We start from the raw sequence: 13,090 nt of genomic DNA, 5'->3' as shown, positions 1-13,090 counted from the left end.
ATGACAAAATTTGGTGTTATTGGAGGTAGTGGTATTTATACCCTTGAAGGGGTAGATATTGAATGGATTACTGTTGTTACTCCATATGGGGAGGTAGAAGTAGGGGCTTCAGAGATTGACGGTAGAGAAGTGTTCTTTATGCCTCGCCATGGTAAAAACCACTCCTTGCCACCTCATAGGGTCAACTATAGGGGGAATATTTGGGCTCTCGCATCTTTAGGAGTTAAGCGTATTATAGCTACCAACGCATGTGGTAGTCTTAATACCGATTTTCCTCCAGGATATCTTGTTCTTCCTGACCAGTTTCTTGATTTTACCAAGGCAAGGCCTTCTACTTTTTACGATGAGCCAGGTAAGGTTGCTCATACAGATATGACTGTTCCATATTGTCCTCAGATTCGTAGCGAAATTATGAAGGCTGCCGATGAAATTGGCTTTAAGGATATTTACAATGGTGGTACATATGTTACCACAGAAGGTCCGCGTTTTGAAACATCTGCAGAGATAAAGGCATATCGTATGCTTGGAGGCGATCTTGTAGGTATGACATCTGTACCTGAAGTTGTTCTTGCTAGAGAGGCTGGTATGTGTTATGCCAGTATTTCTATTGTAACTAATTTTGCTGCAGGAATATCGCCTGATGTACTTACCCATGACGAAGTTTTAGAGATGATGTCAAAGATTACTCCAGTGGTTGGCAAAATTATACTTGAAACTATAAAGGGTTTCCCGGAAGAGAAGACATGTCAGTGTCCTTGGGATGTTTCACTACTGGACATTAAAGTGGAAAAGTAGAGTAAAATAAAAATGAAAAAACTTTAGGGAGGTGCTGTTTTATGTTGAGTGAGCTTGCAAAAACCCACAAGATTTATATTGGTTCTGACCATGCTGGTTACGATCTGAAGATGGCTGTTAGAGAGTTTTTGGTGGAACAGGGGTTTGATGTTATAGATGTAGGAACACATTCTAAGGAGTCTTGTGATTATCCAGATTATGCAAAAGAGGTAGCAACCAAAGTACTGGAAGATAAAGATTCTTTTGGTATTCTCATATGTGGAACGGGTATCGGCATGAGTATTGCTGCAAATAAGGTGCCGGGTATTAGAGCTGCCCTTTCCAATGATATCATTGCTGCCAAACTTGCTCGTGCCCACAATAACGCCAATGTTTTGTGTATGGGCGGGAGACTGATAGGTAAAGAGTTGTCATTTGAAATCGTAAAGACCTTCTTGCTTACTCAGTATGAGGGTGGAAGACATGAAAGAAGACTGAGAAAGATAGAGCATATTGAAGAAGAATTTTGCAAGAAATAATAATCTGAAATTTCAAGAGGGGGAGGACTGATATTGTGTGGGAATTTGTGAAAAAAACAGATCCTGAGGTATGGGAGGCCATTAGGGGGGAGCTGGAAAGAGAGCGTACAACACTTGAGCTGATTGCATCGGAAAACTTTCCATCCTTGGCAGTTTTAGAGGCTATGTCTACTGTTTTGAATAACAAATATGCTGAGGGCTATCCTGGTGCTCGCTACTATGGCGGATGCAAATATGTAGACATTGTTGAGGATATTGCCAGGGAGCGTGCTAAGAAATTGTTTGGTGCTGATCATGCTAATGTGCAACCTCATTCTGGTAGTCAGGCTAATCAAGCTGTATATCTGGCACTTTTAAAGCCTGGTGATAAGATCTTGTCTATGGACCTTGCTCACGGTGGACACCTTACCCATGGTGCCAAGGTGTCTTTAACTGGTAAATGGTTTGATGTTTACCACTATGGTGTTGATCCTGATACAGAGACCATCAATTACGATAAAGTTAGAGAAATAGCCTTGGAGGTTAAACCTAAGCTCATTATCGCCGGTGCTAGCTCTTATCCAAGGTTTATAGACTTTGCCAAGTTTAGAGAAATAGCCGATGAGGTGGGAGCATATCTGATGGTAGACATGGCTCATATAGCTGGGCTTGTTGCTGCAGGTGTGCATCCATCTCCAGTGCCTTATGCTCATGTTGTAACCACTACCACTCATAAAACCTTAAGGGGACCACGTAGTGGTATGATTCTTACCACAAAGAAACTGGCTAAGAAGATAGACAAGGCCGTATTTCCGGGTCTTCAGGGTGGTCCACTGGAGCATGTTATTGCCGCCAAGGCTATTGCCCTAAAGGAGGCTGCAACAGAAGAGTTCAAGCAATATGCCAAGCAGATAGTAGAAAATGCCAAGGTGCTTGCTGATGAGTTGGTGAAACATGGACTAAGAATTGTTTCTGGTGGTACAGATAATCATCTAATGCTTGTCGACCTTAGACCTATTGGTGTAACAGGAAAAGACGCCGAAAATATGCTCGAGGAAGCTGGCATTACTGTTAATAAAAATGCCATACCCTTTGATCCACAGCCACCCAAAGTAACTTCTGGTATTCGTATAGGTACACCAGCTTTAACAACAAGGGGTATGGGAGCAGATGAAATGAAAAAGATTGCCGAGCTCATTGTTAGAGTTCTGAAGTCAGGTGGCGATGAGAGGATTATCACATCTGTTAGGGAAGAGGTCAAGGAATTGACCAGTCAGTTCCCACTATATCCTGAATTGGGGGAGTGATAAATCGTGGGGGTGCATATTGTAGATCATCCGCTCATTAAGTATAAGATTACTATGTTGAGAGATGTGGAGACGGGGGCCAAAGAGTTTAGAGAGCTTGTATCTGAAATTACCCTGCTTCTTTTATATGAGGCGACAAGAGGACTTCCTCTGAAGGAGACAGAGGTTGAGACCCCTATAGCTACAGCTAAGGGATATCTTATTGATGGGGATATCCTATTTGTTCCTGTACTTCGTGCAGGTCTAGCTATGGTGGAGGGAGCATTAAAGCTTATACCTAATGCTAAGGTAGCCCACTTTGGTGTTTATAGAGATCATGCCTCCTTGCGTCCTGTACAGTATTTCGCCAAGTTTCCCAGCAATATAGGTGATATGAATATCTTTGTGATGGATCCGATGTTGGCAACTGGTGGTTCTCTTGATTATGTTGTGGATTACCTTAAAGATATTGGTGGCAAAAACATTAAAGTACTTGCCATTATATCTGCTCCTGAGGGGGCTTCTCGTCTTGAAAAATCTCATCCTGATATAGATGTTTATGTTGCTGCGATGGATCAATATCTTAACGACCAGGGATATATTGTTCCTGGGCTTGGTGATGCAGGTGATAGACTCTATGGAACAAAGTAGGGCAGTTTGGCTACTGGCAATTTTTCTATGGTCGTTTATTACTACATGGTTTGCGGAGCCAATAGCGATATATTTAGGGTACAAACTGGGTGTTTTAGATTATCCTAACGAGAGAAAAGTTCATAAGGAGCCAATTCCCCGAAGCGGGGGATTGGCTTTTTTCTTTGCCCTCATTCTTGCTCCAATTGTGTTGTTCCCAACAGATGTGCGGATAAAGTCCTTGTTTGTTGGAGCATTACTTTTATATATTTTTATGTTTATAGATGATTACAAGGGGCTTTCTCCGTACATAAAGCTTATAGTGCAGATTTCCTCTGCACTTATTGTTATTCTATGGGGTGGTATCCGTTTTGATTTTCTCAATATAGAGCCATTTGGTACCTTTGTGCTTTCACCTGTGGGTAGTATATTTTTTTCTCTGTTATGGATTGTTGCACTTACCAATGCTGTAAACTTTATAGATGGGCTCAATGGGCTTGCCAGCGGAGTTATATTTATCTCGTCTTTGGCTTTTTCCGTTATTCTTCTTATGAGAGGTTATGTTATTGTATCTATTTTGTCACTGCTTTTAGCGGGTGCTACATTAGGATTTTGGCCATATAATTTTCCTAAAGCCAAGACATTCATGGGTGATGTTGGAGCCCAGTTACTGGGATTTTATACTGGAGTTTTAACACTGTGGGGTAGCATTAAAACTATTGGTGGGCTTTTATTTCTTGTTTATATCATGTTGTTTATCTTTCCTATTACCGATCTTACATGGAGTTCTATCAGAAGAATTCTGAAAGGCAAGCATCCTTTTTATCCTGATAAATCACACCTTCATCATATGATGTTGAAGATTGGCTTGAGTGAAAAAGGTGTAGTTGTGGTGGCATATGCTATATCTGCACTTATGGCAATACTTGCTATTTATCTGGTAAGGAGGTAGTTTTATGAAAAAAATTTTAATTGTTATAGGTACTCGTCCTGAAGCGATTAAGATGGCACCTGTATATTTGGAGCTTAAAGAGGCCGAAGATTTACAGCCCTACATACTATCTACAGGTCAACACATAGAGCTTCTTGATGAGGCCCTTTCCACATTTGGGCTAAAGGCCGATTTTCGCCTTGACATTATGAAAGAAGCACAAACTCTGGCCTATCTTACTTCAGCACTGGCGGAAGGATTAGGTAGACTATATAGTGAAATTGCCCCGGATACGGTGCTTGTTCATGGTGATACGACGACAACACTGATGGGGGCGCTTATGGCATTCTATATGCGCATTCCCGTGATGCATGTTGAAGCTGGTCTAAGAAGTGATAATCGATTTGAACCATTCCCTGAAGAGATTAACAGAAGGCTTGTTGACCAAATGGCCGATGTTCTGTTTCCACCTACTCCTATGGCTAAGGCTCGTATATATGAAGAAAAGCCTGAAGTTGTTGATATTTTTACAACCGGTAATACTGTTGTGGATGCGCTTATGTGGGTTAAGGAAAATAAATTAGAAGCTATACCTCTTCATAAAGAACTCAAGCCTAAAGAATATATATTGCTTACGGCACATAGACGCGAAAACTGGGGAGAACCTCTTAGGAACATATATAAGGCAGTAAAGCATATTGTAAGAGAAACTGGTCTTAAGGTCGTTTATCCAGTACATCCTAATCCCCGAGTGAAAAATATAGCCTACGATGAACTGGGAAATGTGGATGGGGTTATTCTCACAGAGCCCATGGACTATATGTCTTTTTTGAAACATATGTCGGAAGCACGTATAGTACTGAGTGATTCTGGAGGTGTGCAAGAAGAAGCCCCTTCATTCGGCGTACCTGTCGTTTTGTTAAGGAGAGTAACAGAGCGTCCTGAAGGTGTGAGAACGGGGCATATTGTTCTTGCCGGTACGGATACAGATACCATAGTAGAGAAAACTTTACAGATGCTGAATAAAAAGCTTCCGGCTTATAATCCCTTTGGTGACGGACTAGCAGCTCGGCGAATTGCTGATTACATAAGGTATTTTCTTAAGTTGTCTACAGAAAAGCCAGATGAATGGGTGATATCTTATGAATAGCTTACAGATAGAGGGTAGATATCCACTGAAAGGTAAAGTTGTGGTATCTGGTTGTAAAAACACAGCTCTTGCTGTTTTGCCTGCTGTGTTGCTTACAAAGGGAACAATTATACTGAAAAATGTTCCGGATATCGTAGATGTTCAAACCATGGTAGCTCTGATTCGCGATGTTGGAGTAGAAGTGGAGTATTTAGATAAACACGTTGTAAAATTTACTATGTATGACGATGTAGAGTGGAATATAAAATCTATTAAGGCCTCATCCATTCGTGGTTCTCTATTTCTACTTGGTCCTATTTTGGCCCGTATGGGACGTATTGCTCTACCTTATCCTGGAGGATGTAATATAGGTACAAGGCCTATAGATCTTCACGAAAAAGGATTACGTATTCTTGGATATGATATAGAGACTACTAGTGGATATATATATGGCAGAAAAACAAGAGATACTAAAGGAGATCTTATATACTTTGATTTTCCTAGTGTAGGAGCGACAGAAAATTTGCTTATGGCTGCGGCTCTAACAACGGGTTATACCGTTATTGAGAATGCGGCTATAGACCCACAGGTTGTTTCTCTGTCTGCATTCCTTAATAGAATAGGGGTAAAAATATCTGGGATTGGTACACGTAAACTTGTTATAGAAGGTAGACAGAAACCTTACGAAGTTGGCACAGTAGAGTGGACTATTCCTGGTGATTACCTAGAAGCAGGTACTTTTATGCTCTATGCTGCTGGTATCACGGGTAGTAAAGTACATATAACCCCTGCCTATAGGGGGTTTCTCATACCTTTGATTGCCAAACTTGAAGATATGGGAATTAATGTTGTTCGAGAGAATGGTGGAGTTACTGTCTATGGTAATGAAAATCTTTCCCCTGTGAGGATAAAAACACTTCCATTTCCTGGTTTCCCCACAGATTTACAGCCCATTATTGGCACATTACTTACTCAAGCTAATGGGGAATCGGTGGTTCAAGAACTTGTTCATGATAGACGACTGGGATATGTTAATTATCTCCTTCGTATGGGAGCCGATATCACAACTCTAGGACAGAGTACAGCCATTATTAGAGGAAAGACTCCTTTATTTGGAACAGAAGTTAAAGCTGAAAATCTAAGAGCTGGGGCGGCACTTATTCTTGCAGGACTACTTGCCAATGGTACAACTCATGTTAAAGACATGTATCATGTATACAGAGGATATGAAGATATTGTTGGTAAACTACAAACACTAGGAGCTCATGTTCAGGTGATAGTCGATGAATCATAAAAGACCTATTAAATGGATAATTGGTAATACGACTAAAGCAGCTGGAAGGCTCTCTAATATTGGGCAGAGCATATCCTTTTTGTTTGAGGAAATGGGTAAATATAAACCTTGGGAAGAAATATTTGCTTGGGAACTTATATCTCAAGGGGAGACCATTCATTCTGATAGAATCACTCTTGTGCATGTATGGTTTGCAGAAAAACGGCCCGAAGGGGATAATATTATTTGGATTTATACTCCAGGTAGGAAGGTTTCTGTTTATAAAAATGCCTTTTATACAGCTTCTGGAGAACACTCATATACTCGGTTAAGACTGTTAGGAATAGAACCATGGCGTATATTTTATGTACCTTTATCTTTCCATAGCAGCGGAGCCGAGGAAGATTTCGTTCAGACCCTTGAAATACTTATTAATGTATACAGTTATCTCTTCACACTGAAAGAGGTAAATGCTATATAAAGGAGGGATACTATGAAAGTTTCAATTTGGGGACTGGGTTCGGTAGGGTTACCCCTTGCACTAACATTTACTCTTAAAGGGGCCGATGTTATAGGAATAGATGTTAATGAAGAGCATGTGGAAAACATCAGAAATGGCAATACTCATATATATGAGCCGTTTGGTAATACTGATACCAATGGTGTTTTGAAGGAAGTTGTTGGTAAGAAATTCTTTCCTACTACAGATTATAAGAAAGCCGAAGATGCAAACTATCATCTTGTTACTGTTGGTATACCTCTTGACGATAATATGAATCTTATATGGACTCCACTGGAGTCTGCGCTTCATAATCTTGGGAAGATTTTGAAAGAAGGGGATACAGTTGTGCTAAGAGCAACTGTTGTACCTGGCACAACAACGGGTCTTGCCAGAGAAATACTTGAAAAAGAAAGCGGACTAAAGGCAGGAAAAGATTTCTATCTTGCATATGCCCCGGAAAGAATTGCGGAGGGTAGAGCATATGAAGAGTTTAGAAAGATGCCCACGCTTGTGGGTGGTATTAACGAAAAGTCACGTGAGAAAGCCAAAGAGGTTTTATCAACGATTTTAGAGTCTTACTTTGTAGAGGTTTCTGACCCATGGATTGCAGAGATGAGTAAAGTGCTGGAAAATGCCTCTCGTGATGTTTATATTGCAGTTGTTAATGAAATGGCAAAGCTTGCTATAGCAAGGGGCTTGAGACCTCTTGAAGTTATCGAGGCTGCCAATACCCATCCAAGGGTTAAACTCCTTAGACCGGGTGCGGGAGTTGGGGGACATTGTATACCTAATGCCTTTTATTATCTAAAACCTCTCTTTGACGACAGAACAGGGAAATCCCTGGTATTTGCCTCTGCTAGGCAAGTTAATGATGAAATGCCACTATTTTTGGCGTCTTATATTGATCAAAATGCCAAGGCTCTAGGTATTGATAAAAGCAATAAGGTTGCCATATTGGGACTCGCTATGAAAGATTTTTCATACGATGATCGTTATAGCCCTGCTTTGTTCTTAAAAAAATATCTAGAGGAAAAGGGTTGGAATAATATCTGGGCATATGATCCCATGGTTCCAAAGAGATTCGATACCCATATAGATGACATAGATGCTGTGCTAAGTGATGCTAAGGTTGTTATTATTACTGCCCTCCAAGAAGGTATTACCGCAGAAACTGTTGAGAAGTATATCTCTGATGGTATGCTTGTATTAGACACTAAAGGGATTTTAACTCCTGTAAATAATAAGAAGTTGAAAGTCGTTGTCTTCTAACAATGAAAACATTTCTGTGGGGATATTTCGGAGGTTTTAATGTTGGAGATGAACTTATTCTGAGTGCCGAGCTTAAGCTTCTTGGTTCTCAGAATGTTGTTGTTGTTGCACGGGGTAATGCTTCATATATTTCTAAAGTACACGATGTTGAAGTTATAACATACGAACAGGCTATTACCGAAGTCCCATTTCATAGGCACATTGTTGGGGGAGGTGGGCTTTTTCAAGATTCTACAAGCTTCTATAACATGCTTTATTACCTATATCCAATTCTTGTTGGTAGTAGCAGCGTTTTACTTGGTGTTGGTATTGGACCTTTGCGTAAACGGCTATCTTGGCATGTCCTTTCCAACATAATGAAGGGATTATCATTAGCTGTTGTTAGAGACAGGCTGTCTTATAAGTTTCTAACACAGTATGTAGGTTATGAGCCTGTTATTATGGCTCCAGATATGGTGTTTACCCTCGATGTGATTTCAGACTCTCGTATTTATCATGAAGAGGATAATATTATAGTTATTCCGGGTCCTGCTATTGGAATGCATTGGGATGCATTATCTACATTGACCCGAGGATACAAGGTAACAGTTGTAGAATTTTTACCCAGACAAGATAGCAAATGGAGACAGTTATACCCTAGTGATTGGAAAGTTGTAAGTGGCATAGATGCCTTAGCTGTTGGTGAACTGTGGGATATATTGGAAAGTTCTTGTTGTTGGATTACGGGAAGACTTCATGGTATGATTCTATCGTGTTTGTTAGGAAAGCCATTTTATCCGATTGTTTACGATGCGAAGATGCGTTTGTTAATGAGTGATTACTGTTTTATCTCGTCTTATAATATGGGATATGCTAATATAAATATTACGGAAGTTGGCAGAATAAAAGAGCAGGCGACTAATGTGTATAGCAAAGTACGGCAATATTTGGTGGGAAAGGGTTGGGTTAGATGAAGTATATACTTGTTGATGGTCATAGCTTGCTATTTCGTTCGTATTATGCCCTTCCTGCTCTGAAAGCAGGGAGTATGGATATTACAACTGGAGCCATTAGGGGTTTTATTTCAATCCTTCTGAAAATTCTCGGTATGCCTCATACGCATATGGCTGTTGCACTAGATACCAAGTCCCCAACTTTTAGACATGAAAGTTATGAAGCTTATAAAGCAGGTAGACCTGAAGTACCTGAAGATTTTCATAGGCAGGTAGAAATTTGCAAAGAATTGTGTCGATTTCTTGGTATCCCTGTTCTCGAGGCGCCGGGTTATGAGGCCGATGATATTATTGCCACAATAGCTACAAGAGCAGAGTTAATTGGTGCGGAGGTTGATATTTATACAGGAGATAAAGATTTATTTCAACTTATCACCGATAGAGTAAGGGTTGTTGTGTTTAGAAAAGGTGTTTCCAATACGGAAACATATGATAAAAATAAGTTTATTGAAAAGTATGGTTTTTCTCCTGACCGTTTTCCCATATGGAAGGCTCTTGCCGGTGATGCTTCAGACAATATCAAGGGGATACCTAATATAGGTGTCAAGCGTGCTACTGCACTATTGCAGAAATACGATGATATAGAAGGCCTATTATCAGACAAAAAGATAGCTCCGTATATCAATATCTTTGAGGAGAATTTGCGACTTGTGAGGGTTGTTCGAGATGTTCCAGTAGGTGACATTGTATCTCTAAGGGAAAATCTTTCTGATTGGGAGAAAGCAAGTAATTTATTGGATAAGTTAAGTATCAAACGCTTTCGTGATGAGCTAAGAAAACGTTTTATGCCTCGCAAGTGGATCGAGCCCTTTAAAATGGTCAATAATAATGGAGAAGTTTTTATGTGGCAAAGTTCTACTGGTATGGCATCACTGTTTGATACAGAAGAGGAAATGAGATGGTTAAAGGGTTCTCTGGAAAAGCCTCCATGGAAAATTGTTAACGGTGGAAAAGATGGTTGGAAGAGAATTATTAGCCGTGATATTATTCCCCAGCCTTGGAGTTATGTGATGCCTGGTATGGCTATTTATGAATATGCCAGTGATTTTACTCGTATTTCTCTGTTCTGGCACTTTATTAATCACTTTGGCATTATGATATATGGTGATCTGGAACAGAGACTCTTTGATGGTGGTCCTGTAGTAGTGGAAGAGGAGAAGGGCATTAAAATAGCTGTAGGTGACAAAGACCTTGTGCCGCGGGTCGCTCTTGCTATATTCGAAACAGGTGGTAAAGTCTATGCATACGATGATGAGTGTATATGGGCCGATTTTGATGATCTTGAGATGGCCCGTGATTGGTATAGAGCAGCTTATGGTGAAGATGTTGAGGTGATGGGATAATGCCAGAGATACCTGAAGTCCAGGTAATTGTTGATGGCATTAAGGATGAGGTTGTTGGTAAAGAGGTAGGAGATGTTACCATATTTGATGGTAGAAGAGTAGATGAAGACATTGATAAAATCGTTGGACTCACATTAAAAGATGCCTATAGGCATGGAAAAGCTATCATTCTTGACTTCGATGATATTAAGTTGATGTTTCATCTTAGGCTACATGGATTTGTAAGAGTTACAGATGATATATCTTCTCCAGAGAAAGGTTGGATTGTTGCCTTCAATATGGGAGATAAATATCTTGTTCTTGGTGATACACGAAAACTGGCAGAAGCTAAACTAGTGACAGATGAAGACTTTAAAACATCTCCTGATGCTGTACAAATAGATGAAACCACATTCAAGAGTATTGTATCCTCTTCCGGAGCTATAAAATCCACACTTATGAATCAAGAAAAGATATTGGGTTTGGGTAATAGGTATGTGGACGAAATTCTTTGGAGATCGCATATTCACCCAACAAAGAAGGGAAAAGACCTTACCGATGATGAGATACATAAAATATTTGTCACAATGAAAGAAGTGCTTGATGAGGCTTATAGTCAGGGTGGAGATGAGCATTATACCGACATTTATGGCAACCCTGGCAAATGGTCTGCTTCCGTTCATGGTAAGAAGGTATGTCCAGTTTGTGGTACTCCTCTGAAAAAGATTAAAGTCGGTGGTCGTACGTCGTATATTTGCCCGAAATGCCAGCCGGAACCATGAAAGTCATTTGTATTACTGGTCCTATAGCCTCAGGTAAAACTCTTGCCACCCACATTATTCACAATACCTTTCATGTTCCTATGATAAAAATGGATTTCATTGGTCATTATGTATTAACAAGGTCAGATGTTGTCGAAGAGGTTATAAACCTTTTAGGGGCAGATGTTATAGAATTTGGTCGCCTAAGTAGAAAAAAAATAGCCCAGAAGGTGTTTTCTAACAAGTCTCTTCTGATAGAGTATAACAGGCTTCTACATCCAATTATGTCAAAGCAGGCAGAAGATATTATCGATTTCTTTGCAAGAAGGGGATTTCAGTCAGCAGTATTAGAGGCTGCTATACTCCACGATGCCGGTTGGGATCACTTGTGCAATGAGATTTGGACTGTTGTTAGCCCTCCTAAAACTGTGTATAAAAGGTTGGGTTCCGAAAGGTTTTTTCTGTTTTACCGACCCCGTAGAAAATATCAGATGACAGATGATGAGTATAAGCGCTACGCAGATATTGTTATCTGCAATAAATATTCTAAGGACATATTTGCGGAAACAATTAGACGGTTGTGGCGTCAACGTGTGCTTAATAGGTAGTTTATGACTTCATTCATATTGTTTGCCCATGTATCTATGCTGTAGTGTTTTCTGATATATGTCATGCCCTCAGTAGCTATATCGTGCCTTTCATCTTCATCAAGATTTAAATACCACTTCACTATATTTAGCGTCTCATCTTTTATGTACTCCATGTCTGATATGACGAATTTGCCCAGTATAGGGTGGTTCTTTATCTCATATCCAAGTCCCATAGGGGTAGTAATCACAGGAGTACCAGCCGACCAGCCTTCGGCGGTGACATAGCCAAAAGGCTCGTATCTTGATGGATACAGCACAATGTCGGCAAGATTGTATATCTCATTTATCTCTGTGTGGTTAAGCTGGCTAAATACGGTAATGTTGGAAGCCATGTTTTCTTTTACTTCTCCGTATCCCAGCACTGCAATAACCTGCACATGAGGTAGGTGCTCGGCAATATATTCTACGACATCGGCACCTTTCCGTTTATTCCATCTGCCTACAAACACTATGGTTGGTTTATCTGCCTGCACATTCCACTTTGCATAGAGAAACTTTTTATCATTTGTAGATAATTTATGAAATATGCCTGTATCAACGCCATTGGATATAACAATAGTATTGTAACCATAATACTTTTTTACTTCAGAGGCCAGAAACTGCGATACAGATAGCCGTAACTTGTCTTTGCCTGCTTTCTTTTCAAGATAACCACCAATGATTCCTTTGAATGGATTTTCGCCAAGATGTTTAACATATGATGGATAAACAAAATGATATATCGTCAGTGGTGAGTGTTTGCAAAAAGCACCATAATACCCATTGCCAATGATGAGGTCATATTGGGGAGATATATAATCTGCCATTGTGCCTAGCTGATAGGTTAAAAGAAGTTCTCTCCAACTGGATGTTGGACTCTTGTAAAAAGGGCTGTGAAGTGATGCAAAAGAAAGATAGGTTATCTGATGTCCTTGAGATTTCAATACATCTCCAAGCATATGAGAATATGCCCTGATTCCCCCTTTTTTTTGTTCATCACCGTATAAGATACCAATATGAGCCATATATAAACCTCACTTTCATGTTGTATATTCTAATGATAACCTATCAGTA

General features: G+C 40.0%; 14 protein-coding genes. 13 read left to right on the top strand and 1 reads right to left on the bottom strand.

The features are described from left to right. From mtnP to coaE, 13 genes are read left to right on the top strand one after another with little or no spacing between them, the layout of a single operon-like run. Positions 1–795, top strand: coding sequence for an S-methyl-5'-thioadenosine phosphorylase (gene mtnP / locus GM182_RS04190; RefSeq protein ID WP_449185874.1), 795 nt, complete (start codon positions 1–3; stop codon positions 793–795). A gap of 41 nt (positions 796–836) precedes the next feature. Next, entirely contained in the window at positions 837–1,313 is a 477-nt protein-coding gene (gene rpiB, locus GM182_RS04185; protein WP_449185873.1) for a ribose 5-phosphate isomerase B, read from the top strand. 35 nt (positions 1,314–1,348) lie between these two features. Beyond that, positions 1,349–2,599, top strand: coding sequence for a serine hydroxymethyltransferase (gene glyA, locus GM182_RS04180; RefSeq protein ID WP_449185872.1), 1,251 nt, complete (start codon positions 1,349–1,351; stop codon positions 2,597–2,599). 54 nt (positions 2,600–2,653) lie between these two features. Next, positions 2,654–3,229: a uracil phosphoribosyltransferase gene (upp, locus tag GM182_RS04175; RefSeq protein ID WP_449187284.1), complete on the top strand. Its 576-nt coding sequence runs from the start codon at positions 2,654–2,656 to the stop codon at positions 3,227–3,229. Next, positions 3,216–4,160 (top strand): glycosyltransferase family 4 protein, encoded by a 945-nt coding sequence (locus tag GM182_RS04170; protein ID WP_449185871.1) that lies wholly within the window; start codon positions 3,216–3,218, stop codon positions 4,158–4,160. The genes upp and GM182_RS04170 overlap by 14 nt, the downstream gene beginning before the upstream one ends. Before the next feature lie 4 nt (positions 4,161–4,164). After that, a complete protein-coding gene (gene wecB / locus GM182_RS04165; protein ID WP_449185870.1) occupies positions 4,165–5,289 on the top strand; it encodes a non-hydrolyzing UDP-N-acetylglucosamine 2-epimerase in 1,125 nt (374 codons plus the stop codon). Continuing rightward, positions 5,282–6,562, top strand: coding sequence for a UDP-N-acetylglucosamine 1-carboxyvinyltransferase (murA, locus tag GM182_RS04160; protein WP_449185869.1), 1,281 nt, complete (start codon positions 5,282–5,284; stop codon positions 6,560–6,562). The genes wecB and murA overlap by 8 nt, the downstream gene beginning before the upstream one ends. Next, a complete protein-coding gene (locus GM182_RS04155; protein ID WP_449185868.1) occupies positions 6,552–7,022 on the top strand; it encodes a hypothetical protein in 471 nt (156 codons plus the stop codon). The genes murA and GM182_RS04155 overlap by 11 nt, the downstream gene beginning before the upstream one ends. Positions 7,023–7,034: 12 nt before the next feature. After that, positions 7,035–8,312, top strand: a complete 1,278-nt coding sequence (locus GM182_RS04150; protein ID WP_449185867.1) for a nucleotide sugar dehydrogenase — start codon at positions 7,035–7,037, stop codon at positions 8,310–8,312. A gap of 2 nt (positions 8,313–8,314) precedes the next feature. Beyond that, positions 8,315–9,265 (top strand): polysaccharide pyruvyl transferase family protein, encoded by a 951-nt coding sequence (locus GM182_RS04145; RefSeq protein ID WP_449185866.1) that lies wholly within the window; start codon positions 8,315–8,317, stop codon positions 9,263–9,265. Further along, a complete protein-coding gene (locus tag GM182_RS04140; protein ID WP_449185865.1) occupies positions 9,262–10,647 on the top strand; it encodes a 5'-3' exonuclease in 1,386 nt (461 codons plus the stop codon). The genes GM182_RS04145 and GM182_RS04140 overlap by 4 nt, the downstream gene beginning before the upstream one ends. Next, the gene (locus GM182_RS04135; RefSeq protein ID WP_449185864.1) at positions 10,647–11,408 is read left to right on the top strand and encodes an Fpg/Nei family DNA glycosylase; all 762 of its coding nucleotides are present in this window, start codon (positions 10,647–10,649) and stop codon (positions 11,406–11,408) included. Before GM182_RS04140 ends, GM182_RS04135 begins: the two co-directional genes overlap by 1 nt. Continuing rightward, the gene (gene coaE, locus GM182_RS04130) at positions 11,390–11,995 is read left to right on the top strand and encodes a dephospho-CoA kinase (protein ID WP_449187283.1); all 606 of its coding nucleotides are present in this window, start codon (positions 11,390–11,392) and stop codon (positions 11,993–11,995) included. The genes GM182_RS04135 and coaE overlap by 19 nt, the downstream gene beginning before the upstream one ends. Here coaE and GM182_RS04125 read toward each other — a convergent pair. Next, complete coding sequence (locus GM182_RS04125) at positions 11,974–13,041, bottom strand: glycosyltransferase family 4 protein (protein WP_449185863.1); 1,068 nt, start codon at positions 13,039–13,041, stop codon at positions 11,974–11,976. The genes coaE and GM182_RS04125 overlap by 22 nt on opposite strands. Positions 13,042–13,090: the final 49 nt, after the last annotated feature.

Source organism: Zhurongbacter thermophilus, assembly GCF_026184435.1.
In the GTDB taxonomy this organism is placed as follows: domain Bacteria; phylum Coprothermobacterota; class Coprothermobacteria; order Coprothermobacterales; family JAADFF01; genus JAADFF01.
Note: the sequence above shows the minus strand (reverse complement) of the source record. Positions and strands in the feature narration are given on the sequence as shown.